The organism is Burkholderia sp. WP9 (genome assembly GCF_900104795.1).
Taxonomy (GTDB): Bacteria; Pseudomonadota; Gammaproteobacteria; order Burkholderiales; family Burkholderiaceae; genus Paraburkholderia.
In genome coordinates this window covers 440254-465654 of sequence record NZ_FNTG01000001.1, presented here as the reverse complement: position 1 = coordinate 465654, position 25401 = coordinate 440254, and the positions used below count along the sequence as shown (strand labels likewise).

Here is a 25401-nt window from a genome sequence, read left to right as displayed (position 1 = left end):
CGCTGTCCACGCCGGCGCGCGCGTCACGGGCCGAGCCGCCTCGCGCGTCATCGCTTGACCCCGCGCCCTCCGGCATTCGCGCTGCGGCGCTCATACGCCCTGCCCGCTCAACGCCAACGCGGGCGACAACACGCGAACGTCGGCTGCCGCACGCACGCCCGTCTGCATGAATCCCCCGATCTCGCGCGCCGCCGCTTCGCATCCATCCGGCGACGCGGCGAGCCGGTCGTGCACGCGCCCACACTGCGTCGCGAGCGACGGACTCCCGAGCACCTGCCTGAGCGCGCGCGTCAACGTCCGCGCCTCAATCGGTCCATCCACCCGAACCCCGCACCCACTCGCGACGACGCGCTGCGCGTTGTCGAACTGATCGTGTGCGAATGGCGTCACGACTTGAGGGATACCGGCGGCATACGCCAGCGCCGCCGTGCCAATGCCGCCGTGATGCACCAGCGCGCGACAACGCGGCAACAGCGTCTGCAGCGGTACGTAGCGGCGCTCGATCCACGTGGAGAACGAACTCGCCTCATTCGCAGCGGCGCGATCCTCGACAGGCGCGTCGGGCCGCAAAAGAATGCCGCGCAGCCCGCTCTCGCGGAGCGTGTCGCGCACCGCTCGCGCATAACGCGCCTGATCGATCATCGTGGAGCCCGCCGTGAAAACCACGGGCCGTTCGCCCGCGGCGAGAAACGCATCGAGTTGCGGATCGGGTGCGCACGCAACGGTGTCGTTGAACAGCGGAAAGCCGCTCATGCAATACGGAGCCGGCCAGTCGGGCTGCGGCTGCGCGAACCAGTCGGGAAAAAGACAGAGCACGCGATCGGTCGAATGCAACCATTGGCCGAAGATGCGCGTGGCCGGTTCGAGACCCAGCTCCGCGCGCAACGCGTTCAGCGCCGGACCGCACACCTTGTCGAGCGCGTACCGTTCGATCGAACGCATCAGCGCTGCCTTTACCGCGAGCGGCAAACGTCGTGGAATGGTGAGCCGCGGATGGGTCGGCGGAGCGTGCGCGGAAAGCAAGGTGGACGGCGACACTTGCACGGATACGAACGGGACCCGGTATAGCTCCTGCATCAGCCGGGCGGAAAAAGCCCATAACGTGCCCACCAGCACCGTGTCGGGAGTGGTCAGTGATGCCAGCGTGTCGAAATGCGCTCGCAGGGTCGGCGCAATGACCGCCCACAAGGTGCGAAACGACGTGCGCGGATTCCATAGCGCCGGATTCGCCATCGCGTCGGCGTAGTCGGCCGCCGTGCCGATCGGCACGAACATGAAGCCGCGGCGCGTCGCCGCTTCCGCGAACGGCGGATGCGTGCAGAACACGATCTCGTGTCCGCGCGCCGCGAGTGCCGCGCCGATGCCGAGCAGCGGATGCACGTCGCCCGCGGAGCCGATTGCGGTGATGATGACTCTTGTCATGCCCGGCGGCTCAGAAGAGACCCGGGATCAACGCAGCGACGTCGCGGCGATACTGCGAATAGGCGCGGCCGAAGTGGCCGGTCAGCCAGCTCTCCTCCACCCGCACCTTGTACGCGAGCGAAGCGAAAATCAGTAGCAAGCCGAGCGCGCCGCGCCATTGCATGCCGATCAGCACGCCGCCCGCGAGCGCCAGCAGGCAACCGGTGTAGATCGGGTGCCGTACGAGCCCGTACGGGCCGCTGCGCACCAGTTCATGATCTTCTTTCAGCGTGACCGACACGCTCCAGTTGGTGCCGAGATGCAGGCGCGCCCACACTGAAAACGCGAGGCCGGCAAGCAGCACGGCAAGGCCGGCGAATTGCAGCGCACCGATCGAATGCGAATCGAACGACCACGCCGCGGCATTGAAGTCCGGCAACACGATTAGCGCGCCGCCGGCGATCAACGGAATCGACTGCAAGGTGCGCGACACGGACGCCTCTTTTCGCGCGGTCTCCTTGACCTGGTTCGACGTGGCGATCCAGTACAGCAGCCACACTGTCCACGGTACGACGATGGCGATGCTCTGAGCGATATTCACGATGGTTCGACCTGTTAGAACGAGTGATCGGCAGCGGCCTGCAACGCGGGAGTTGCGACGTTCGCGATGGCGGGTTCGGGCACGAGCGGGAGCGATGCGCGGCCGCTCGGCGCGTCGAAGCAGTCGAGCGCGCGCACGGGTTGCTGAACCGGCGCGGCGCCGAAGTAATCCATAATCGCCGTGCGCACCTGACGCAGCGCGGCGCGCCCTTCCAGATCGAGGAAATGCCCGGCCTGATCGATGGTCGCGAACTCCGCACGCTTCAGATGATGGCCGAGCGAGCGGACGTCGTCGGGCGTGGTGTACGCATCGAGCTCGCCGTTGATGAACTTCAGCCCGCAGTCTATGTTGCTGAATTCGTGCAGATACTGCTCCGGGCGAATCGCCAGAATCTGGTCGACATGAAACGCCACCTGGTGCTGCTCGTCACGCGGCAGCGTCGACAGATAGCGGTAGTTGTAGAGCTTCATGATCCGCGGCAGATGACAGCCGACGGTGTCGTTGAGCAGTTGCGCGGCCTTCAGGTTTTCGCCCGCGGCGATGTAGTCGCGCGCCGCGGTCACGTACGCGGTCATGGCCTCGTTGAGCAGCGGCGAGAACGACGCGATCACCGCGCGGCGCACGCTCGTGCGCGCTCGCGAGAGCGCAAGCAGCGACGCCACGCCGCCCCAGGACACCGATAACAGAAAGCCCGGCTCGAATAAGCCGATGAGATACAACAGAATGTCGACTTCATCGTCTTTGGTAAGAATGAAGCCGCATTCGTTATGCGCTTTCGATTGCCCCGCATAGGGCAAATCGAAACAGATTGGGTTATAGCGTTCGCCGAGGTATTTGATTGTCTGTCCAAACGACGCCGTGGTGGCTAACGCGCCGTTGATCAGAATGACACTCTCGAAGGCCGGATCGAATACGTGACGTTCAACGTAGACTTTCAGGCCCGCCGGTAGCGGAACAAGGAGTTTTTCGATGGGCATGGCGTATTCGCAGGCACTTGCCCGAGGCAAATGCGTACTGACACCGCGTCCGCGCGAGCGAACGCCTTGCGGCCGTACTACCGTGGATCAGGCCCATGCGACTTGCCATTACACCTTTACGCCGGCAAATCCGATCCGCGACGACCGCTGCTACACCGAACACACGCATCACCGGACATGATGCCTGCCCGCTCCCCGCAGCGCGCCTGACCTCAGGCCGCTTCAATCGAGCGTTCGATGCCTCGTGATATTTCTTATATTTAATTGAAAAGCATTACTTCAATCGCTACTGCTTGTCATTCGTCGACGCCAGTGTTGCCGCTTCGCGTGAAGCCTTGATGTCAACATACGATAACGGAATGCTTTTTAACATGTTTCAAAAATAAAAGCTAAAAAATCATTGAGCGAATGTTCGAAATCGGCAAGTGAAATATTATTGAAAGGATGCGCTCGAGAGGTAGTCCGCGAGGCGAATCAACATCGCATCGCAATCGCGCATTTGCTCGACGGTGACAAACTCGTCGGGCTTATGTCCCTGGTCCATACTGCCCGGGCCGCAGACCACCGTGGGAATGCCGGCCTGCTCGAAGAGCCCACCCTCGGTGCCGAATGCGACCGTGCCGAATTCAGTCGAGCCGCTGAGCAGCGCGAGAAGCCGCGCCGCTTCGCTATCGGGCGATGTCGCCAATCCCGGATAGGCGGAAAGCGGCTGAAGGCGGATGCCGGTGTCGGACTTCACGGCTCGCATCTTCGGCAGCAACTCGGCTTCGGCGTAAGTTTGCAACTGGTCGGCCACCGTGTGCGCATTAAAGCCCGGCAGCGCGCGCACTTCGAAGTCGAATTCGCATTCGGCCGGCACGATGTTGAGCGCACGGCCGCCTTTGATCACACCCGTCTGCACGGTCGAGAACGGCGGATCGAAGCGTTCGTCGTGATGCTCGGGTTGCGCCAGCTGTTCGCCGATTTCTTCAAGACGACTGATCATCCGCGCCGCGTATTGAATCGCGTTGACGCCATAAGGCGCGTAAGCCGAATGACAAGGCGCGCCTTTCACGTGACAGCGCATTGCCAGTTTTCCCTTGTGACCCAGCACCGGCTTGAGCCCGGTAGGCTCGCCGATCAGACACAGAGCCGGCTTGTGCGGCCGCTGCTCCAGGTCCGCCAGCATGGAACGCACGCCGAGGCATCCTACTTCCTCGTCGTACGAGAACGCGAGGTGCACCGGCAGCTTCAGTTCCCGTTCGATGAACATGGGCACCGCCGCCAGCACCGAAGCGATAAAGCCTTTCATGTCGGCCGTGCCGCGGCCATACAGCCGCCCTTCGCGTTCAGTGAGACGGAATGCATCGACGGTCCATGGCTGGCCGTCAACAGGCACCACGTCGGTGTGCCCGGACAGCACGACGCCGCCTCCCTCACGCGGGCCGATGGTCGCGAACAGATTCGCCTTGGTGCGCTCGGCGTTGTAGAACAGCTCGCACTCGACACCCAGTTCCTCGAGGTAAGTCCGAATGAACTCGATCATCTCCAGATTGGAGTCGCGGCTGACCGTGGCGAAACTGATCAGCCGCTCTAGCAGCGCACGGCTGGATCGGTCATTCATTGCCTGGCACTCCGTAGCTGGGCGCGGCGGTCGGATTCAACGCGCGAGTGATGTAGTCCTGCATCTGCGGCCGATAAGCCTGCCATAGACCGTCGAGCTGACCGATGGGATCTTCATTCGCCCAATCGACGCGCAAGTCGACGATCGGCCAACTCTGCCCGCCCACGATCTTGAGCGCCGCGGAATGCACGGGGCCTGCTTCGCCGCCGGCAGCCATCGCGGCATGCATGGCCGCGAGCAGGCGCTCGGCCAGCGTGCCGGCTGCCTGCTCGAAGGCAGGAACCATCGCCTCGATCACTTCGACACCGGCGAGCATGTTGCCCGCCGCGACGCATTGCGCGCCGGCAACAGCGTGATAGGTGCCCAGCGCTTCCTTGCCGCTGAAGAAAGCCGTGCGGCCCTGGCTATCGATCACCGTCACCTGCCTGTACTCGCTCCACTCGCTCCCGCCGAGCGCTTGCTCCAGTGCCGCGGCCGGATCCAACTGTCCGTTCTCCAGAAGATCGAGAACCTGCGGGCCGAGCGCAGGCAGTGTGACGTTCTGCGTCGCCACCGCGCCCACGCCTGCGCGCACCCACGGGCATCGCGCGCCCACCGCGATGCTGGACGAACTGATCGCGATGCCAAGCTGCCCGGACTCAGCACACCGCCCGACGATAGAGAATGTCATGTCCCGCTCCTTAAGCCGCCGGCGGCGCCCATCCATCCGGAATGACGGCGACGACATCGATTTCCATCAACCACTGTGGCTGTCCCAGTGCGACCACCACCAGGCCCGTGGAAATCGGAAACACGCCCTTCAGCCACTTGCCGACTTCCTGATAGACCGGCTCGCGATAACGGATGTCTGTCAGGAACGTCGTCGTCTTGACGACGTGCGACAAATCGCTGCCCGCCTCCGCGAGCAATTGCTTGACGTTCTTCATGGCCTGCTCGGCCTGAGCGCGCGGATCGCCGAGGCCGACCAGACGGCCGTCGAAATCCGTGCCCACCTGACCGCGCACATACACGGTATTGCCGGCGCGCACGGCCTGACAAAGATCGTTGTCGAGTGTCTGGTTCGGATATGTATCCTTCGTGTTGAACATGCGGATACGGGTGTGCGTAGGTTGGCTCATCAATGCACCTCAATGCTAGGAAGAAATGGATCGCGGATTAAAGACGCATGCACATCAGTTCAGCCCATCGCGCTGACTTTATGAACGGGTGAATGGCCGGAAGTATTGTCACCGCTTTCGTCGCGGCGATGCTGAGCATCTCGCTGCGCACCGTCGTAATACGCGAGATATTTGCGCTGCGTGATGATGTGATCCGCGATGTGCTTCGCGTCGTGCCACACGCCCCAGATAAACGCGGAGCCACGACGCGACAACCACGGCAGACCGAGGAAGTAGACGCCGGGTTCCTTCGACACGCCGCGCTGATGTTTCGGCTTGCCCTTTTCATCGAAAGCGTCGACGTTCAGCCAGTTGAAATCGAGCGCATAGCCGGTTGCCCAGACAATCGACGTCACGCCGGCTTTAGCCAGATCGAGATCGTGCAACGGATGCGTCACGCAATCCGGATCCGCGGGAATGATGCGGGCTTCGGGCTCCTCCGGAAGATCGAGGCCATTGCGGGCCGCATAAGCGTCGGCCGCGTCCAGCAGCGACAGATAGTTCTCGTCGCCGCGCGCGATGTTCTCCGCCAGATCCGTTTCGAAAGTCGCCACGCCATGCTCGAACGATTTCGTCAGTCCGACGAGCGTGATGCCCTGCTGCGCGAGACGCCGGAAGTCCACCGTATGGCCGCCGCGCGCGCCGCTCACCGCAATGGTGACGTGTTCCCTGCCGGGCTTCATGACTTCCGCGTCCCATTCGCCGAGCACGCCCAGCCACCAGCAGAAATCGCGGCCGCGATAGGCGCGCGGCGGGCGATCATGCGCGCCAACCGACAGATAGACGCGCTTGCCCGCGCGTTGCAACTCGTCGGCGATCTGCACGCCTGATGATCCCGCGCCCACCACCAACACGCCGCCCTCGGGCAATTGTGCGGGATTGCGGTAGTCGGCGGAATGAATCTGCGTGAGACTCGAATCCTGCGGCGCGATCGGCGGAATCACCGGGCGTTGAAAAGGGCCGGTGGCGACCACCACGCGATTGGCCTCGATCGTGCCCTCCGATGTTTCGATCGTGAAGCCCTGCCGTCCCGCATTGCGCACGACCTTCCTGACTTCCACGCCGGTGCGGATCGGTGCATCGAACTTCTTTGCATAGGCGACGAAATAGTCCGCGACCTGCTCTTTCGGCGCGAATCCGTCAGGGTCGACCTCCGCAAACTCGAGATTGGGAAACCGATCGTGCCATGCGGGGCCGTTGGCGACCAGCGAATCCCAACGTCCCGTGCGCCAGCGCTCGGCGATTCGATCGCGCTCCAGGACGAGGTGTGGCACGCCGAGCCTGCTCAGGTGTTCGCTCATGGCGATGCCGGCCTGGCCGGCACCGACCACGAGCGTATCGATTGACGTTGTTTCCACTGTCATGGCTGTGTCCTTCTGAATGGCGGAATGTTTCGATTCGGCTGCGGCCTCGCGGCCTTCAAGCGCTCGCAACCGTGGCGGACCCCAGTCGTGTTTTCCGATGGCGCGTACCGCCTTGGGCCGTTCGTGTCGGTGAAAATCTACGCGCCCGTCCCGAATCTGAAAAATATATTTAAAAAATGCATAGCATCGGATTTTCCTATGCATGTCTTTTTGGCCGCCGCACAATCCCATCCATTGAAGGCCCTGAGATGGAGCGTTGTCGATGGAGAGCCACCCCCTGCGCTACTCGTTGCGCCAGTTGCGTTATTTCGTGGTCACGGCGGAGGCGCTGTCCTTCACCGCCGCCGCGAAGCGTCTGCACATTTCGCAGCCGTCCATCTCGACGGCGCTCGCGGACCTCGAAGTGTCGTTCGGTGTGCAACTGTTCATACGGCATCACGCAAGCGGCCTCTCGCTCACGCAAGCGGGACGCGATTTGCTTGGGCAAGCGCGCAATCTGCTGAAGATTGCGGAAGAATTGCAGATGGCCGCAAAGGAAATGGACGGCGGCATGACGGGCGCCATCGCGCTCGGCTGCCTCGTTTCGCTCGCGCCGCCGCTCATGCCGAGGCTCATCAGCCGCTTCACGGCCGAGCACTCGGGCATTTCGTTCCGCACTGTCGAAGCGCATCAGGACGGCCTCCTGCGTGGCCTGCACGACGGTTCGCTCGACATCGCCCTCACCTATAGCCTCGACCTGACCGAGGACATCGCCTTCACGCCGCTGCTGTCGCTGCCGCCTTATGCGATTCTGCCGCGCACGCATCGCCTCGCGCGCGCCCGCAAGGTATCGCTCGCGGATCTCCTGCCCGAGCCATATGTGATGCTCGATCTGCCACACAGCCGCGAGTATTTCGCCGCGCTCTTCGATGCGGTGGGCAACCGCCCTGTGCCCGCGTACCGCTCGTCACAGCCTGAGGTCGTACGCGGCATGGTGGCCAACGGTCTCGGCTATAGCCTGCTCAATTTTCCGCTCAAATCGAATCGCACCGTGGACGGTGAAGAGTTCGTCATTAAACGTTTCAAAGACAACGTCAACGCCACGATGCTCGGCATTGCGCAGTCACGTACGATGAAACCGCGCCAGGTCGTGCATCGCTTCGCGTCGTTCTGCGAGACGTACATTCGGCGACTGCATCTCGACGATTGATCGGCAAAGCGCGCTTGCACGCGTCGAGCGGACCGTCGCTGTATAGGTAAAAACTTTGCTTTGTATCTAAAAACAATATTTTGGCTTGCAATTTGGCTTGATAGATTTGTGTCCATGTTGAGCGCCACGCCACAAAGCCTTGTGCTAGTGCGCTCTTACCGTGATGAACCCAGGAGGACACCATGGCCCACCCGTCAGAGACGTTTGCAGTGCAAGCGCTTGTCGACGAACTGCAGACGGGTTGCGAGCGGTCATTCGGCGATGCGCATGCAATGCCGCCCGGTGTCTATACGTCGCCTGAATTCCTCGCGCTGGAAGAGCGCACGATCTTCCAGCGCGAATGGCAATGCGTGGGCCGCGCCAGTGCGCTCAAAGCGCCCGGCGATTACCTGACCACGAGTATCGGCGCACAACCGATCGTGATCTTGCGCGACGAACAGATGCAGCTCAAGGCGATGTCGAACGTGTGCCTGCATCGCATGTCAGTGCTACTCGAAGGGCGCGGCAATGTGCGTCGTATCGTCTGCCCGTATCACGCGTGGAACTATTCCCTCGACGGCGCGCTGCAAGGCGCACCGCTCATGGACCGGCAAGCGGGCTTCTGCAAGGAAGCCTACAGGCTGCCCGCCGTGCATTGCGAAGAATGGCAAGGCTGGCTCTACGTGACACTCGACCAGAACGCGCCGCCCGTCCACCTGCAGCTCGCCAAACTGGGCGAACTGGTTGGCGCGTACGGCATGTCCGACTACATTGAAACCTTCTATGAAGAGCACGTGTGGGACACGAACTGGAAGATCCTCGCGGAAAATTTCATGGAGAGCTATCACCTGCCGATGCTGCATCGCGCGACGGTAGGCCCGCATTCGCGGCTCGACGAAATGGAATGCCCGCCGGGCTATCCCGCCTTCAACTATCACTGGATCACGAAGGAAGCGAGCTTGCCTATCGGCAATGCGCATCCGGATAACACACGTCTCACGGGACACTGGCGCAAGACCACGGCATTGCTCGCCATCTACCCGACGCATCTCGTCACGCTCACGCCGGGTTACTTCTGGTATCTCGTGCTGCAGCCTCAAGGCGTGGGGCGCGTGCATATCCGCTTTGGCGGCGGCCTTGCGCCCGAATTCATCGCCGATCCCGCGGCCAACGCGCACATGACGACGTTGAAGAAGCTGCTCGACGAAGTGAACGCCGAAGACAAACGCGGCGTGGAAGCCGTCTTTCGCGGCGTGCATGCGCCGCTCGCGAAACCCGGCCATCTGAGTCATCTCGAACGCCCGAACTACGATTTCGCGCGCTATCTTGCGAGCAAAGTCGCCACGGCGACGCTCGGCGCGCACTGAACCCGCTTCACCGACAGGACGCAATCACGATGTCAAACCCTTCCTTCATTTCGTTCTCGGGCGTGAGCAAAACGTATGACGGCACGCAAAATGTCGTCGACGATTTGAACCTCGACGTGCGCAAGGGAGAATTCCTGTCGCTGCTCGGCCCGTCCGGCTCGGGCAAGACGACCACGCTCATGATGCTCGCGGGATTCGAATCGCCCACGCACGGCGAGATCCGCCTGGATGGCCGCCGGCTCGACGACAAGCCGCCGCATCAACGTGACATCGGCATGGTGTTTCAGAACTACGCGCTCTTTCCGCATCTGACGATTGCGGAGAACGTCGCGTTTCCGCTCTCCGTGCGGCACGTGAGCCGCGCTGAACAGAAAATACGCGTGAAGCGCGCACTCGAAATGATCGAGCTGCCGCATCTGGCGAACCGTCGCCCCGTGCAACTTTCGGGCGGACAGCAGCAGCGCGTGGCGCTCGCGCGCGCGCTCGTGTTCGAGCCGAGCGTCGTGCTGATGGACGAACCACTCGGCGCGCTCGACAAACGCCTGCGCGAAACCATGCAATACGAAATCATGCGCCTGCATCGCGAGCTGTCGCTCACGATCGTCTATGTGACGCACGATCAGGCCGAAGCGCTGACCATGTCCGATCGCGTCGCCGTTTTCTCCGACGGCCGCATCCAGCAAGCCGCCACGCCGAGCGAACTCTACGAGAACGCGCAGAACGCGTTCGTCGCCAACTTCGTGGGCGAGAACAACGGGTTGAGCGGACGTGTCGTCAATGTGGGCGACGACTGGGCGACGCTCACGCTGTCCGACGGCAGCGTGATTCGCGGCCGTTGCGAACCCGGCCTGCGCGCGGGCGACGAAGCAATGCTCGCGTTGCGCCCCGAACGCGCGCATATCCCGAGCGCGGAAGGCCTGCATGTCGACGAAAACAGCAACGTGGTGCGTGCGCGCGTCGAGGAACTGGTGTATTGCGGCGATCACCATCGCGTCCACCTGAAGCTCGGTTCGCGCGATTCCCTCGTCGTGAAAGTGCCCAACACGCAGCGCCACGCGCTGCCTTCGCCCGGCAACGAGATCGACATCGCCTGGCGCCACGACGACTGCAAGATTCTCGCGGCGGCCGCGCCACGCAGCGCGCCCACGCTCCACGTATCCACACCGCCGTCACCTTCCATCATCACTACAGCAGCCGCAGGAGCCAACTGAAATGCGCACTCTTCACAAAGCACAAAGCGCCGCACTCGCCGCACTCGCATTCGCCACCGTGACCGTCCAGGCCGCGGAGACGCTCTCCGTCGTGACCTTCGGCGGCGCATATGAAGCGGCCGCGAAAAAGGCCTATTTCGAACCGTTCACGCAGGCCACCGGCATCGGCTTTTCGACCGAATCGTACGACGGCGGTCTCGCCAAGCTCTCCGCCATGGAGCAGGCGAAGAACACCACGTGGGACCTGATCGACCTCGAAACGAACGACGCGATCACCGCCTGCGACGAAGGCCTCCTGCAGAAGTTCGACAAGAAGTCGCTCGGCAAAACGAGCGACTTCATTCCCGGCTCGATCAGCGATTGCGCGGTCGCCAGCATGGTCTGGTCCACGGTCTATGCGTACGATGCCAGCAAGCTGAAGACCGCGCCGACCACCGTCAACGACTTCTTCGATCTGCAGAAATTCCCCGGCAAGCGCGGCCTGCGCAAATCGCCGAAGGTAACGATGGAATGGGCGCTGATCGCTGACGGCGTCGATCCGAAGGACGTCTATAAAGTGCTCGGCACGCCCGCCGGCGTGGATCGCGCGTTCAAGAAACTCGACACGATCAAGAAGAGCATCGTGTGGTGGGAGTCGGGTGCGCAGGCGCCGCAGCTGCTCGCGGACGGCGCGGTCGTGATGACGCAGGCCTACAACGGCCGTATCGACGACGCCGCGAAGAAGGACAACAAACCGTTCAAGGCCGTCTGGGACGCACAGGTTTACGACTTCGACTGGTGGGGCGTTCCGACAGGCGCGAAGCATGCCGACGCCGCTGCGAAATTCATCGTCTCCGCATCCCAGCCGAAGGCGTATGCGGACCTGTCGAAGTACATCGCCTATGCGCCGCCGCGCAAGGACGCGATCGCGCTGGTCGACAAGCAGCGCCTCGCCGATCTGCCGACCTCACCGCAGAACTTCAAGCGCGCGCTGCAGATCAACGCAGGCTTCTGGGCCGACAACGCGGACCAGATCAACAAGCGCTTCCAGGTCTGGCTGACGCAATAAACCCATCGTCTAACGAGAGCCCAACTTGACTACCAGCATGCCCGCCCCGGCCCGCGCCTCATCCCTGGGCTCTCCGACGAGAGCCGACGGCGGCGCTTCATTTCAGAAAGCGCGTCGCCGCGCATCGGTGCGGGCATTGCTGCTCGCGCTGCCGCTCATCGTGTTCCTCGTGTCGACGTTCATCGCGCCGATCGCGCTGCTGCTCGCGCGCAGCGTGCAGAACCATGAAATGTCCAGCAGCATGCCCGCCCTCACACGCGCGCTTGATGCATGGGACGGCCGCGGCGTGCCGGACGAACATACCTTCGCCCTGCTCGCTTCGGGCCTCAAAGAAGCGCAGCAGAGCGGCCAACTCGGCACCGTGGCGCGCCGGCTGAACTTCGAGCAGGCCGAGTTCCGCAGCCTGCTGATGCGCACCGCGCGCCAGCTTCCCGCCGATGCGCCGCCCGCGTGGAAACCGGCGCTCGTCGAACTCGACGAACGCTGGAATTCGCCGGAGACCTGGCGCCTGCTCAAGCGCGCCGCCGCGTCGCCGACGCCCGACTATCTGCTCGCCGCCGTCGACGCGCAAGTCACGCCGCAAGGTTCGGTCGCGTTCGTGCCGGACAACGCCTCGATTTATCGGCAGGCCTTCTTGCGCACGATCTCGATCAGCGCCACGGTCACGCTGCTGTGCCTCGTGCTCGGCTATCCGGTGGCATGGCTGCTCGCGAACCTGCCCGCGAAAAGCAGCAACCGCCTGATGCTCTTCGTGATCGTGCCGTTCTGGACCTCGCTGCTCGTACGCACGACCGCGTGGTACGTTTTGCTGCAACCGGGCGGCGTCATCAACAGCCTGCTGATGGGTCTGGGCCTCGCCACGCATCCGCTGCCGCTCATCTTCAACCGCACCGGCGTGCTCATCGGCATGACGCACGTGCTGCTGCCCTACATGATTCTCGCGATCTATTCGGTGATGAAAAGCGTGTCGCCCGTCTACCTGCGCGCGGCGCAATCGCTCGGCGCGCATCCGTTCACCGCGTTCGTGCGGGTCTACATACCGCAGACGCTGCCAGGCGTGGGCGCCGGCTGCTTCCTCGTGTTCGTGCTCGCGCTCGGTTACTACATCACGCCCGCGCTGCTCGGCGGCGCAGGCGACGAGATGATCAGCCAGCTCATTGCGATCCAGACCAACACGCAGCTCAACTGGGGACTCGCCGGCGCACTCTCGGCCTATCTGGTGATTTTCACGGCGATCTTCTATTTCCTGTTCAACCGCATCGTCGGTATCGACCGCTTGCGCTTTGGTTAAGCCAGGTCGAACACGCGCACACGACGAAGGAACGACATGCAAGACAAACGCAACAAGGTGCTGACGGAACGCATCGCCACACGCTGGGTGCGGGTACATACGGCGCTCGTGCTTTTCTTTCTGATTGCGCCGATTCTCGCCATCATCCCGCTCTCATTCAATTCGGGTTCGTACTTCTCGTACCCGATGCAGGGCTTCTCGTTCCGCTGGTATGAGCAGGCGCTCACGAGCGCGGACTGGCAACGCTCGCTCCTGAACAGTATCGGCATCGGCGCGGCGTCCACGTTGATCGCCACGTGTCTCGGCACGCTCGCCGCGCTGGGTCTTTCGCGCGCTCAGTTTCCGCTGCGCTCGCTGATCATGCCGATCATCATTTCGCCGATGATCGTGCCGATCGTCGTGGTCGCGGCGGGCTTCTATCTGATCTTCGCGCCGCTCGGCCTCGTGAACTCGTATCCCGGCGTGGTGCTGGCGCACGCGGCGCTCGGCACGCCGTTTGTCGTGATCACCGTGACCGCGTCGCTGCTGTCGTTCGATCAGAGTTTGTTGCGCGCCGCTTCCGGGCTCGGCGCGGCGCCCTGGGTCACGTTCCGGCGCGTCACGCTGCCGCTCATCATGCCGGCGGTCGCAACCGGCAGCGTGTTCGCCTTCGCGACCTCGTTCGATGAAGTGATCGTGATTCTGTTCATTGGCGGCCCGGATCAAACCACCGTGCCGCGGCAGATGTGGAGCGGCATTCGCGACTCGATCGACCCCTCGATTCTCGCCGTGGCGACGATGCTGATCGTATTCGCCGTGCTGCTCTTCGCGAACATCAACTGGCTGCGCGGCCGCGCGGCCGCGGCCAGCAGCGCGCTCACCTGATGCGCGCTCACGCTTCCATCACGTGTTCGATACGGCGATCCGGCACCAGCCACCACGCGGCGGCGAGCGTATAAAGCGCCGCCGAACCCCACGGCACGACGAACGCCAGCGCGATACCCGTGAGATAGATCACGACCGAAACCCTGCCTTTGAAGTCGTTGCCGACCGCTTTCGCGAGAGTCGAATCCTTGCCGTGCTCGCGAATCAGCACGCGCATGAGGATGAAATAGGCGATCGCCGACATGAACAGCACCACGCCGTACATCGCGGTCGGCCAGGAGGCCAGATGGTTTTCGCCGACCCAGTGCGTGACGGCGGGCAGCAGCGACAGCCAGAACAGCAGATGGAGGTTCGCCCACAGCACCGCGCCGTTGACCTTCTGCACGGCATGGAACATGTGATGATGATTGTTCCAGTAGATGCCGACGTAGATGAAACTCAGCACATACGCGCAGAACACGGGGAGCACCGGGCGCAGCGCCGCGAGATCGAAGCCTTCCGGCACCTTCAACTCGAGCACCATGATCGTGATGATGATGGCGATCACGCCATCGCTGAAGGCTTCGACACGTCCTTTGCCCATGGATTGGATTCCTGATGATGGTGTTGAATGCGGTTGCGCGCCAAGGCGGCCCGCACTCCGCGGGCGACCCGCGCCGCTGCCGATTATCCGCGAAGCCGTAACGATTTGTCGATCCGGCCGGGTTCGACCCGCGTGCCGTGTTCAGCGCGAAGCGTCGTCCGGGTAGTAGACGGCGAGCCACACGCTGGGCTCCCGGTCGCTTGTCCATGCTACCCGATGCCGGCAATGCGCTTCGATCAGCACGTGATCGCCTGGCTTCATCGAAAGCGGCTCGGCCTCGCCTTCGAATTCGAGCGTGGCCGCGCCGCTCAGCAGCACGACGAACTCGGCGCGAAGACTGTCGTACCAGAAGCCCGGCGGGCTGGCGTGCCCCATCGAGACGATCCGCTCGATGCTCACGCCACCCTGCTCCACCAGGGCGTCGACCTGCTCGCCCTCGCTCCCGCCCGCCGACGCGCCGGGGTCGAACAGATTGCCGCTCCGCATCACACGCTTCATCGTGGCTGCTCCGCTTGTGCGTACCGCTCACTTCATAGGCTTGAGCCCGTCGAGCAAGGTCGGCACCAGTTCGCTGATGGTCGGATGAATATGCATGGCGTACTGCAAAGTCGGATACGGCGCGCCCGCCGTCATGATGTCGATGAAGGTATGAATCGCCTCGTCGCCTTCAATGCCGTGAATGGCCGCCCCGAGAATCTGCTTGCTTTGCGCGTCGACCATCACCTTCATGAAGCCATCGGTTTCGCCGCGTTCGCGCGCGCGGCCCACGCGCGACATCGGCATGGTGGCGATCAGCGCATCGCGGCCCGCTTTGCGCACCTCGGCCTCCGAAGCGCCGACACGCGCAAGCGGCGGATCGACGAACACCGCATACGCCATGATGCGTGTGTCCACGGTGCGCGCGCCGCCGTCGAGCAGATTGGCCGCGACGATCTGAAAGTCGTCGTAGGAAGTGTGGGTAAAAGCGCCACGCCCGTTGACGTCGCCGATCGCCCACACGCCCGGCACGTTGGTGCGCAACTGGCCGTCCACGGGAATCGTGCCGTGCTTGTCCGTCGTGATGCCGGCGGCCGCGAGGCCGAGGTCGTCGGTATTCGGTTCACGGCCAGTGGCGAACAGCAGATGCGACGCTTCGAGCGCTGGAATGTTCTGCTCGAAGCCGATACACAGCTCGTTCGGGTGATGCGGATGCGGCTCGACTCGCGAAGGCTGCACGCCGAAGTGAAACTCGACACCCTCGCGGGCGAGCACCTTCTGCACGGATTCGGCGAAGTCGGCGTCCTCGCGGGTGAGCACGCGTTCGCCGCGCACCAGCACGGTCACGCGGCTGCCGAAGCGGCGAAAGATCTGCGCGAATTCGAGCGCGATATAGCTCGCGCCGACAATCACCAGATGACCCGGCAATTCCGTCAGTTCGAGCAGATTGGAGTTCGTGTAGTACGGAATCCGCTCGAGACCGTGGAGCGGCGGCACGACGGCGCGCGTGCCTGTGTTGATGAAGATTTCGTCGGCGCTGAGCTCGTCGAGCAGCTTGCCGTCCGGTCCGCTAACCGAAAGCGCATGAGGTCCGGTAAAGCGCGCATGACCTTTGAACACGCTCACGTTCTTCGCACCGCGCAGCCATTTCTCGACGCCCTCGCGCGACTGCCCGATGATCCTGTCCTTGCGTGCCTTGACGGCCGCCAGATCAACGCTGACCGCGCCGCTCAGTTGCACGCCGAGTTCCGCGCAATGGCGCGCGACATGCGCCGCGCGAGCACTGGCGACGTAGGATTTGGTCGGCGTGCAGCCGACGTTCACGCACGTGCCGCCAAAGGCCGCGCGCTCGATGACCGCGGTTTTACGGCCGCTTTGACCGAGACGCACGGCAAGCGGCGCGCCGCCTTGTCCCGTACCGATCACGACTGCATCGAAGTGCTGTGACATGGCAACTCTCCGGAAGCTGGGATGCATGTCGTAGCATCTTACCCTCAGCCTCTCGAATCGCCATGCTGCGTTGCCGGTTGCCGGTGTTTGCTGATCACCGACTAATTGTCATTCGAATGCCAACTGTTCCGCACTATTGCTTCTCACCATCCGCAAAGCCGCGAGGCTTAGTCGTGGCAATGCACGGCGCAGATCAATTCACGCGAGCGTTGCAGCGCGGCCTGCGCGCCACGTGACGCCACGACCCAGCCGACCTGGCCCAGGTTGAAATCCTGCGACACCATCACCTGCATGAGGGCGACCATCGGTAATAGCACTGACGGCCGGTAAAGCTGGTTCCTGATCAAAGCTGGCATGACAACTCCCGTCGAGCGGCGCCGCTTCGGCTTCGCTCTATTCACGTTTCGATGGGAGGATTGTAAGGAGGTGGCCCTCGCGGATAAATACCGCTAACGCGAAGGCACTTGTTTGTCAAACCGAACAATCGAGTCCGGCCCCACCCGCCCGCGCACGACGAAATCCCGCGCAGCCAAGCCTGGCAAGGCGCACAGGCTTGCGCGCGTAAGCGCCGGCGCGCTCACGAAGCGTCGACCAGACCGATCTGCGCGTCCCACAAACTACGCGCATACGCACTGGCCCCGACCGGGCGGCTGTAAAAATAGCCCTGCTGCTTGTCGCAATGGATCGCGCGCAGGAACGCCGCCTGTTCGGCGGTTTCCACCCCTTCGGCGGTAACGTTCATGCCGAGCGAGTGCGCCATCGCCACCACGGCCTGCGTAATCGCAATCGAATCGCGATGATCCGGCAAGCCGGCGACGAACGAGCGGTCGATCTTCAGGTTATGCAGCGGAAAGCGCTTCAGATAAGACAGCGACGAATAACCGGTGCCGAAATCGTCGACGGAAATGCGCACGCCCATGTCGTTCAGCGTGCTCAGCATGGGCAACACGGTTTCGCTGTCGCTCATCAGCAGCCGCTCGGTGATTTCCAGTTCCAGCGCCGACGGCTCGAGCCCGGATTGCATCAGGCAGCGCTGGATGCGCTCCACCAGGCCGTCGTTGAACTGCCGGGGCGACAGGTTCACCGCGACGTTCAGTTCCGGCGCCAGCGTGCGCCGCCATTGCGCCACCTGCTCGCAGGCCCGCGCCAGCACGAAGTTGCCGATCTCGCCGATCAGGCCCGCATCTTCGGCGACGGGGATGAATTCCCCCGGCGACACGTTGCCCAGTTCGCTGTTGTACCAGCGCAGCAGCGCTTCCGCGCCGATCGTGCGGCCGTCGCGGCTGTCGACGATCGGCTGGTACACGAGGCTCAGTTCGTTGGAAGCGAGCGCGCGCCGCAGCGATTGCTCGATCGTGAAGCGCCGTTGCAACTGCTGATTCAGCTCGGCGGTGAAGAACTGGAAGTTGTTGCGGCCGCGCTGTTTGGCGTGATACATCGCCGAATCGGCGTTGCGCATCAGCGTGGCCACGTCCTGGCCGTCCTCGGGAAAGCGGCTGATGCCGATCGACGCGCCCAGGTAGTACTCGTTGTCCGCCACCGCGAACGGCTCCGCGATCATGTCGAGGATGCGCCGCGCGAGGCCGATCAGCTGCCCGGTGTTCTCATACGCGCTGACCACGATCACGAATTCGTCGCCGCCCACCCGCGCGAGCGTGTCCTCCGGCGAGATACACGCCGAGAGCCGTTGCGCCACGCTGCAAAGCAGGGAGTCGCCGGCCTCGTGACCCGCGGTGTCGTTGACCTTCTTGAAGCCGTCCAGGTCGACGAACAGCACGGCGACGCTCGCCAGTTCGCCGACGCCGGACGCGGTATCGAGCGAGAACAGATCGCGCAGCCGCTCGGTGAGGTACGCGCGGTTGTAGAGGCCGGTGAGCGAATCGCGGGTGGCGAGGAATTTGAGTTGCCGTTGCGCCTCGCGCACGGGTCCGATGTCGGTAAACGAGATCAGCACCGAGCTGGGCTCGGTATCGCCCGGCTTGATGATCGGCACCACGTTCTCGGTGATCCAGACGACGTCGCCGCCAATCAGCTCCACGCCGATGGTGACACCCAGCACGGGTTTGCCGGTGGCGAGCACCTGAGCGGTCGGGCGCGCGGCCTCGGTGACGAGCGAGCCGTCCTCGTGATACGCGCGCACCATCACCGACTGGATACTGCGGCCGACGAGCTCCGGCGTTGCGCGCAAAATCCGCTGCGCGCTCGGGTTGCAGGCCAACACCACGCCCGCGCGCGACTGCACGACGATCCCTTCGATCAGGTGATGGACCACCAGACGGTGATGCTCCTCGCTGTGCGCGAGCCGCTGCGCCATGGCGTCCTGATGCACGGCCAGACCAACGCTGCGGCCGATGTCGCGCAGCATCGCTTCTTCTTCGGCACTGGGACGGCGCGACGTGCGGTAATACACCGCGAATGCGCCGAGCACGACGCCGGAATCGTTTTCAAAGTGCACCGACCAGCAGGACCGCAGGCCGATCGGCAACGCGAGGTGCCGGTAGTCGGCCCACAGCGGATCGGTTTCGATATCGTCGACGGCGACGAGACGCCGCTCGAACATCGCAGTCCCGCATGAGCCCACCTGTGGCCCGATCATCACGCCGTCAATGGCCGCGCTGTAGTGCCTGGGCAGCGAAGGCGCGCCGCCGACCCTGGCGTGCACGCCGTCGGCGTCGAGCAACAGGATCGAACAGGACGCACCTTCCCCCAGCAGCGCTTCCGCGCGGCGGCATACTTCGTCGAGCAATTCCGGCAGCGGTGTGTTCTGCGTAATCAATCGCAACACCGTGCGCTCGGACGCGAGCACGCCTTCGGCCAGATTCGCACAGTAGCGAATGCCTTCAGGCGCGGCTCCCGTCTTGTTTTCTGATGTCGCTTCGCAAGTCATTTGTGCGCCCCCTAACCCGACATCGGCAGTTTAGTGTACGCGGCACACCGGGGTTTACGCGAGGGTCGCGAATTTTATTCTTCGCGCATCGCGTAATGCCCGCTTGTTCTCGACGGTCAATCACCGGATCAAACGGTTCAGTTGCCGGGACGAGATGACGGCATTCTGTTCGGGTTCCGCAGGCGGGGTTCCGACACCGCCTGGCGGAACCCTGGAACCCGAATCAAGCAATAGCCTGTCGCGACGGCTTTTTTGGTGACTTTTTGATATTTGTCGGCCGCGTGGTTGCGATCAGCCGTGCCGGTCCGGTGGGCGGCCCCCGCCGCCGCCCTTTTCTCCGCCGCCGTTTCCGCCGCCATGCCCACCGTTTCCGCCGTTTCCGCCGCCCGGCGGCCGACCGCCACCACCTCCGCCACCCTGAGGCGGATGGCCGCCCGCGTTCCCCGGCGGCGGACCGCCCTGCGGCCTTCCCCCGTCATGCCCGGACGGCGGTCCACCCTGCGGCCTTCCCCCGTCGTGTCCCGGCGGCGGTCCACCCTGCGGCCTTCCCCCGTCATGTCCCGACGGCGGGCCGCCCTGCGGCCTTCCTCCGTCGTGTCCCGGCGGCGGTCCACCCTGCGGCCTGCCACCTCCATGTCCCGGCGGCGGTCCGCCCGGTGGGCGACCTCCGGGTGGCCGTCCGGCGTCAGGACGCGGCGGAGGCGGCGGCGGATGATGCGCCCAGCGCGATTGCTGGCCGTACCAAGGTCGGCCGCGATAGTAATCGCCCCAATACGTGCCAATCGAGAACGTCACGATGGGCAGGCCGATCACCGTACCGTAGTTCATCACAGGCACATTGGCGCCCTGATACGGATAGCTGAGCCGCCCCGCATAGACCCAGCCGCGCAGATTGGGCGCGGCGATATCACACCATTCATAGTTACTGATACACCCCATCACGCTCACCGGCACACCGCCCGGCAGTTGCGTCACGACCGGGTAGTCGGAGGCCGGGCCCGCGCGCACGTTGACCGTGCCATTCGTGTACGCCTGCGACTGTGCGCACGCCACGGCGGGCAACGCCAGCACGCCGGCCGCCGCATAAAGACATCGAACGAGGTGTTGTTTCATTCTTTCTCCCGATTCAGCGTCCGCGGTCCGCCGCCGGCACGCCTCTGCTGATGCGTTATGAATATTGTTTCTTCTTGCACAACTCATCGCGTTGCCGCGCGATGCCAGCTACCTGTAAGGACGCTGCACGGCGCGTGCCTGAAAGCGTTCAGTCGATCCTCAATCGATTCTTGCGGCGTCTTCGCCGGGCAAGATTTGGTAACCACCCGGTCGAAGTCACGCGTTTTTCGGGCGTCCATGTTTCGGCAATCCGACCGATCATCGCTTCCATGAAAAAGCCATGCACTGCCGGGACTGCGATGAAACTCCTCCGTCCGCTTCTGATCGCCGCGCTCATGCTCACGCATCCGCTCGCCCATGCCGCGAGCTTCGACTGCAATAAGGGGCGCTCGCTGACCGAGAAGATGATTTGCCACGACCCCGCGCTCTCGAAGCTCGATGACACCCTCGGGCAACTGTACTGGAAAGCCCGGCGGCGAGTCGCCAACCGGCGCGCCTTTCTCACCGACAGCGATAGCAAGTGGGCATGGCGGGAAGCAAATTGCCGTGACTCGGCGTGTCTGGGGACGTGGTACGCAACGCGCATCGAAGAACTGCAGCAGCTGATAGAAAGCCTGCAAGCGGGGACGCCGCAGCCGTTTGCCTCACCGGCCGAACCGGACTCGCGCAGCAGGCCGGTCGTGGCTCCTGAGCAGTCCACCGGCATGGCGACGCTTCAGTGCACAGCGGCGAATCCGGGGATCGTAGTGAACGAGCAGTGCTCAGCCGTGCTCACGGAGAGCGGCAGTCAATGGAAACACAAGCCGCATGACGGCGGCTGGTTTTGCGGCGTGGCCACACTGGCGCCGGCGGAATTGCAGGCGGACGCCGCGAACTAGGAAGGCTGTTGCGCATGCCTGCCGCGCCAACGCGGCGATACAGGCGCGCGGCTTACGCGAGCAGGCGAGATGGCGAGCAAGAAGGCGAGCACCGAGGTGCTCGCTATGCCTGGACACGCCGCCAGCGACAAGGCAAGACGCCCTTCTCCCGGAACCGCGAAAAGCGCCGCTCGGGAGAAGGGAAAAAACCAGGAAGTAAGAAACCGCCGCTACCGACCGCTCCAGAATCTGCGCTGAACTTCCATCACCTCGGCTTCCACCTCGGGGACCGGCCCGATCACCTCCACCGGTTTCTGGCAATGATCGAAGACATACCGGCAATCCACGCTCATGGTGGGATTCTCGGCGTGATCGCCGGTCGCTTCGAGCAAGCGCTTTTCGGTCATGCCGAACACGACCCGGCCGATGTTGGCCCAATACATCGTCCCGGCGCACATGCAGCACGGTTCGACCGATGTGTACAGCGTGCAACTCCACAAATACTCCGGCGTGAAGTTCAACGCGGCCACGCGCGCCAGCACCGACTCCGCGTGATTCACCGTATCGACGTTGCCCTGCTCCATCAGCACCGTCTCCTGGTCCGGGCCGACCAGCACCGCGCCGAACGGATGGTGCCCTAGCAGCGTCGCCCGTTCGGCCACCCGGCTCGAATGCTGCAGATGCCGCACGATCTGCTCGTGCGTGGGCGTCAAACCCTGCGGCGGATAGTTCGAGGCCGCAGCGGCGGCCCCGCTCGAGACGGTCAGACTCACGGGCGATCTCCTTGAATAATAGTTAGATTTGCGAAGCAAATTATTACTTCGGCAGCGTACCGTCCACGCCCTCTACGAACCAGTTCAAACGCAGCAGTTCCGGATCGCTCAGCGACTTGCCGGCGGCCACCTTCACCGCGCCGGACTGATCCATGATCGGTCCGGCAAACGGATTGAACTTGCCGGAGATGATGTCGTCGCGCTTCTGGCTCAAGGCTTTCTGCGCGGTCGGCGACACGGCTTCAGTGTTGATGTCGGCGAGGTCGATCGCCTTCTCTTTCAGCCCCCACCACACCGGCGAGTTGTTCCATGTGCCCGACATCACCTGCTCCACCAGATGCGTGTAGTACACGCCCCAGTTGCTCACGCACGCACCCAGTTGCGCATTCGGCCCGAACTTCTTCATATTCGAGTCCCAGCCGAACGCATGCACCTTCTTCTGCTCGGCGGTCTGCATCGTCGCCGTCGAATCGGTGTTCTGGATCAGCACGTCGGCGCCCTGGCCGATCAGCGTTTCGGCAGCCTGCTTTTCGCGGCCCGGATCGAACCAGCTATTGATCCACACCACCTTCACGCGCGCCTTTGGATTGACCGAACGCGCGCCCATCGTGAATGCATTGATGTTGCGCACCACTTCAGGCACCGGCACCGAGCCGACAAAACCGAGCGTGTTCGACTTGGTCGTATAGCCCGCGACGAGGCCGGCCAGGTATGCGCTTTGATAGGTGCGCACGTCGTAGGTGGCGAAGTTGGCCGCCTTCTTGTAGCCGGTCGCATGCTCGAACACGGTGTCCGGGAAGTCCTTGGCCACTTTCAGTTCGAAATCCTGGAAGCCGAAGCTCGAGCCCACCACGATCTTGTTGCCCTTGGACGCCAGGTCGCGGAACACGCGCTCCGAATCCGCCGACTCCGGCACGTTTTCCACGCGCGTCACTTTGACCTTGTCGCCGAACTTCGCCTCGACTTCCTTCACGCCCTGCTCGTGAGCGTAGGTCCAGCCGGCGTCGCCCGGATTGCCGAGATAGACGAAGGCGATGCCGATCGGCTGCGTGGTGGCGGCGGCCGCCCCGGCGGCGCTGAATGCCAGCGTCGCGCCAAGCGTTGCCGCGAGTACGGTTCGGACGGTTTTGATGCGCAGTGAATGATGCAGCGCTCGCGCCAGCGTTGTTTTCATGAATTCTCCGAAGATGGTTGAAGGTGCCTGCCCCAGCGCTCGGGATAACCCGGGCAAGGCTCCAGCATAGGGGGCCATATTCGAAGGTCAATTTCAGCGGCAAAATTATTATTCGTTATCCCGCCCATAACGAAACCCGTATTTTGGTGACCGGACGACGCCTCAGTGAAGTTTCGGCGGCGGGTCTGGCTGATCTTCATCGGGTGCCTCACCGTCGCCGAACAACTCGCCGCACAGCGTTTCGCCGAGTTCGCTCAGGCGCGCCGTGCCGGTGCCTTCCTCGCTGAAGGTGGTGAGCACCAGACCACCGTCGACGAGCGCCGTCAAATGCCGCCGCAGGCCGCTCATCGGCACGCCGGCCTGCTTCGACAGTTTGGCGAGCGACCACACGCCGCCCGGCGTTTCCCGATGCGCTCGCCAGAGTTGCATCAGCACGGCGGCGAGCACCGGATCGAGTTCGTCGTCTTCCATGGTGAGTCTCCTTGTCCTTACGCCATCTGCGTGACCAGTTCGCCGAGCGTCTTCAACGCCGCTTCGGTCTGCGCCGTCCACGGATAGCTGTAGTTGAGCCGGATAAAGTGGCGAAAATCGTTGCGCGTCGAAAACATCGTGCCAGGCCCAACGGTGATGCCGCGCGCGAGCGCCGCCTGGTAAAGCCGCATCGAATCGACGCTGTCCGGCAACTCGACCCACAGCACATAGCCGCCTTGCGGCGTCGACATGCGCGTGCCCGCCGGAAAAAACCGCTGCACCATCGCCATCATGATGCTCGCCTGCTGCCGGTAGACCTTGCGCACGTGCCGCAAGTGGCGGTCGTAGCCGTCCTGCCGCAAATAGTCGGCCACCGCGACTTGCGGCACCGACGGCGTGGTCAGCGTGTTGAGAAACTTCAGCTTCTCGACCTGCGCGCGATAGCGTCCCGGCAGCGCCCAGCCGATCCGGTACGACGCGGTCAGACTCTTCGAAAACGACGCGCAATGCAACACCAGCCCTTTCGTGTCGAAGTTCTTCAAGGTCGACGGCCGCGTCTCGCCGAAGTACAACTCCTGATAGACGTCGTTCTCGATCACGGGAATCTCGTGCGCGGCGAGCAGTTCCACCAGTTGCCGCTTGCGCGTATCGGGCATGCGGAAGCCGAGCGGATTCTGGAAGTTCGGCATCACCATGCACGCTGCGATTTTCTGCTCGGCGATCACCTGCGCGAGCGCCTCGATGTCGATGCCATGAACCGGATGCGTCGTCACCTCGATCGCGCGCATGCCCAGCCGCTCGATGGCGTGCAGCATCGCGTAATAGGTGGGCGACTCGACCGCGACGGTGTCGCCCGGTTTCGCGACCGCCTGCAGGCTCAGGTTGATCGCTTCGGTCGCGCCGAGCGTGATGATGATCTCGCCGGGATCGACGGGCACGCCGTTTTCGGCGTAGCGCCGGGCGATCTGCCGGATCAGTTCCGGATTGCCGGGCGGCAGGTCGTCGATCAGATTCCAGCTCGCCTGGCGACGCGCGATCGCGTTCGCATACTGGTTGATGCGCCGCCACGGGAACAGCGACGGATCCGGATACGGCGAGCCGAACGGCACGGCGTCGTGCGCGCGGATGCTGCGCAAGGTCGACAGCACGAGGCGGCTCACGTCCACGGTCGCTGCGACGGGCGGTGTCTGTGGCGCTTGCGGCGGCCGCGGGCGGCCGGGCGGCGGCTCGTCGAGCGCCGCCGACAGCGCCGCGGCGTCGCGCACGAAATAGCCCGACTGCGGGCGCGTCTCGACAATCCCCCGGTTTTCCAGCAACGCGTAAGCGTGCAACACCGTCTTGATGCTGACGCCGTGTTGCTGGCTCGCCTGCCGCACGGAGAGAATCCGCTCGCCGGCCGCGAATACGCCGCGGCGCACGGCTTCCGTGATTTCGTCGGCGAGTTTTTCGTACAGGTTCAAGGGCCTGGATCGAGCAAAGACATGGGTTGGAGCGTCAGTCTATGACAAAAACGCGCCAACTGTATCCCTCACCTTTCCAAATTTCTGTATGCTGCGCACTTTTTG

General features: G+C 63.5%; 24 protein-coding genes. 7 read left to right on the top strand and 17 right to left on the bottom strand.

Annotation, left to right across the window (positions count from 1 at the left end; translation table 11 throughout):
- Positions 1-90: 90 nt before the first annotated feature.
- The 7 genes from BLW71_RS02065 to BLW71_RS02035 all read right to left on the bottom strand — a co-directional run bounded on the left by BLW71_RS02065 (position 91) and on the right by BLW71_RS02035 (position 7103).
- Positions 91-1422 (bottom strand): glycosyltransferase, encoded by a 1332-nt coding sequence (locus tag BLW71_RS02065; protein WP_091792824.1) that lies wholly within the window; start codon positions 1420-1422, stop codon positions 91-93.
- Between the two features lie 10 nt (positions 1423-1432).
- On the bottom strand, positions 1433-2002 hold the full coding sequence (locus BLW71_RS02060; protein WP_091792823.1) for a methyltransferase family protein: 570 nt from the start codon (positions 2000-2002) through the stop codon (positions 1433-1435).
- Positions 2003-2016: 14 nt separating this feature from the next.
- Positions 2017-2979 carry an alpha/beta fold hydrolase gene (locus tag BLW71_RS02055; RefSeq protein ID WP_091792822.1) on the bottom strand — a complete coding sequence of 321 codons (963 nt, stop codon included), beginning with the start codon at positions 2977-2979 and terminating at the stop codon, positions 2017-2019.
- 433 nt (positions 2980-3412) lie between these two features.
- The gene (argE, locus tag BLW71_RS02050) at positions 3413-4582 is read right to left on the bottom strand and encodes an acetylornithine deacetylase (RefSeq protein ID WP_091792821.1); all 1170 of its coding nucleotides are present in this window, start codon (positions 4580-4582) and stop codon (positions 3413-3415) included.
- Positions 4575-5252 carry a DUF1028 domain-containing protein gene (locus BLW71_RS02045; protein ID WP_091792820.1) on the bottom strand — a complete coding sequence of 226 codons (678 nt, stop codon included), beginning with the start codon at positions 5250-5252 and terminating at the stop codon, positions 4575-4577. Before BLW71_RS02045 ends, argE begins: the two co-directional genes overlap by 8 nt.
- Before the next feature lie 10 nt (positions 5253-5262).
- Positions 5263-5700, bottom strand: a complete 438-nt coding sequence (locus BLW71_RS02040) for a RidA family protein (protein ID WP_091792819.1) — start codon at positions 5698-5700, stop codon at positions 5263-5265.
- A 59-nt stretch (positions 5701-5759) separates the two neighbouring features.
- Positions 5760-7103 (bottom strand): flavin-containing monooxygenase, encoded by a 1344-nt coding sequence (locus tag BLW71_RS02035; RefSeq protein WP_091792818.1) that lies wholly within the window; start codon positions 7101-7103, stop codon positions 5760-5762.
- 262 nt (positions 7104-7365) lie between these two features.
- Between BLW71_RS02035 and BLW71_RS02030 the strand changes: the two genes are divergently transcribed.
- The 6 genes from BLW71_RS02030 (at position 7366) to BLW71_RS02005 (ending at position 14052) form a co-directional block, all read left to right on the top strand.
- Positions 7366-8292, top strand: a complete 927-nt coding sequence (locus BLW71_RS02030; protein WP_091792817.1) for a LysR family transcriptional regulator — start codon at positions 7366-7368, stop codon at positions 8290-8292.
- 182 nt (positions 8293-8474) lie between these two features.
- Complete coding sequence (locus BLW71_RS02025; RefSeq protein WP_091792816.1) at positions 8475-9638, top strand: SRPBCC family protein; 1164 nt, start codon at positions 8475-8477, stop codon at positions 9636-9638.
- A 29-nt stretch (positions 9639-9667) separates the two neighbouring features.
- The gene (locus BLW71_RS02020; RefSeq protein ID WP_091792815.1) at positions 9668-10849 is read left to right on the top strand and encodes an ABC transporter ATP-binding protein; all 1182 of its coding nucleotides are present in this window, start codon (positions 9668-9670) and stop codon (positions 10847-10849) included.
- A 1-nt stretch (position 10850) separates the two neighbouring features.
- Positions 10851-11897 (top strand): ABC transporter substrate-binding protein, encoded by a 1047-nt coding sequence (locus BLW71_RS02015; protein WP_091792814.1) that lies wholly within the window; start codon positions 10851-10853, stop codon positions 11895-11897.
- Positions 11898-11934: 37 nt separating this feature from the next.
- The gene (locus tag BLW71_RS02010; RefSeq protein WP_091792813.1) at positions 11935-13188 is read left to right on the top strand and encodes an ABC transporter permease; all 1254 of its coding nucleotides are present in this window, start codon (positions 11935-11937) and stop codon (positions 13186-13188) included.
- A gap of 36 nt (positions 13189-13224) precedes the next feature.
- Positions 13225-14052, top strand: coding sequence for an ABC transporter permease (locus BLW71_RS02005; protein WP_091792812.1), 828 nt, complete (start codon positions 13225-13227; stop codon positions 14050-14052).
- A gap of 7 nt (positions 14053-14059) precedes the next feature.
- Here BLW71_RS02005 and BLW71_RS02000 read toward each other — a convergent pair whose 3' ends face one another.
- The 6 genes from BLW71_RS02000 to BLW71_RS01975 form a co-directional block, all read right to left on the bottom strand.
- Positions 14060-14635: a TMEM175 family protein gene (locus BLW71_RS02000; protein WP_091792811.1), complete on the bottom strand. Its 576-nt coding sequence runs from the start codon at positions 14633-14635 to the stop codon at positions 14060-14062.
- Positions 14636-14776: 141 nt separating this feature from the next.
- Positions 14777-15133, bottom strand: a complete 357-nt coding sequence (locus BLW71_RS01995; RefSeq protein WP_091792810.1) for a cupin domain-containing protein — start codon at positions 15131-15133, stop codon at positions 14777-14779.
- Between the two features lie 27 nt (positions 15134-15160).
- Positions 15161-16561: an FAD-containing oxidoreductase gene (locus BLW71_RS01990; RefSeq protein WP_091792809.1), complete on the bottom strand. Its 1401-nt coding sequence runs from the start codon at positions 16559-16561 to the stop codon at positions 15161-15163.
- A gap of 167 nt (positions 16562-16728) precedes the next feature.
- The gene (locus tag BLW71_RS01985; protein WP_091792808.1) at positions 16729-16917 is read right to left on the bottom strand and encodes a hypothetical protein; all 189 of its coding nucleotides are present in this window, start codon (positions 16915-16917) and stop codon (positions 16729-16731) included.
- A 221-nt stretch (positions 16918-17138) separates the two neighbouring features.
- Positions 17139-19448 carry a putative bifunctional diguanylate cyclase/phosphodiesterase gene (locus tag BLW71_RS01980; protein ID WP_091792807.1) on the bottom strand — a complete coding sequence of 770 codons (2310 nt, stop codon included), beginning with the start codon at positions 19446-19448 and terminating at the stop codon, positions 17139-17141.
- A 291-nt stretch (positions 19449-19739) separates the two neighbouring features.
- Complete coding sequence (locus tag BLW71_RS01975) at positions 19740-20561, bottom strand: SH3 domain-containing protein (RefSeq protein ID WP_091792806.1); 822 nt, start codon at positions 20559-20561, stop codon at positions 19740-19742.
- 299 nt (positions 20562-20860) lie between these two features.
- On the opposite strand from BLW71_RS01975, the gene BLW71_RS01970 reads away from it, so the two are divergent.
- On the top strand, positions 20861-21439 hold the full coding sequence (locus tag BLW71_RS01970; RefSeq protein ID WP_091792805.1) for a lysozyme inhibitor LprI family protein: 579 nt from the start codon (positions 20861-20863) through the stop codon (positions 21437-21439).
- A gap of 209 nt (positions 21440-21648) precedes the next feature.
- Here the strand turns inward: BLW71_RS01970 and BLW71_RS01965 are convergent, their stop codons facing one another.
- The 4 genes from BLW71_RS01965 to BLW71_RS01950 all read right to left on the bottom strand — a co-directional run bounded on the left by BLW71_RS01965 (position 21649) and on the right by BLW71_RS01950 (position 25296).
- On the bottom strand, positions 21649-22191 hold the full coding sequence (locus BLW71_RS01965) for a nucleoside deaminase (RefSeq protein ID WP_177204951.1): 543 nt from the start codon (positions 22189-22191) through the stop codon (positions 21649-21651).
- 43 nt (positions 22192-22234) lie between these two features.
- Positions 22235-23365 carry a BMP family ABC transporter substrate-binding protein gene (locus tag BLW71_RS01960; RefSeq protein ID WP_091792804.1) on the bottom strand — a complete coding sequence of 377 codons (1131 nt, stop codon included), beginning with the start codon at positions 23363-23365 and terminating at the stop codon, positions 22235-22237.
- A gap of 162 nt (positions 23366-23527) precedes the next feature.
- The gene (locus BLW71_RS01955) at positions 23528-23836 is read right to left on the bottom strand and encodes a helix-turn-helix domain-containing protein (protein WP_091792803.1); all 309 of its coding nucleotides are present in this window, start codon (positions 23834-23836) and stop codon (positions 23528-23530) included.
- 17 nt (positions 23837-23853) lie between these two features.
- Complete coding sequence (locus BLW71_RS01950) at positions 23854-25296, bottom strand: aminotransferase-like domain-containing protein (RefSeq protein ID WP_091792802.1); 1443 nt, start codon at positions 25294-25296, stop codon at positions 23854-23856.
- Between the last annotated feature and the right edge of the window lie 105 nt (positions 25297-25401).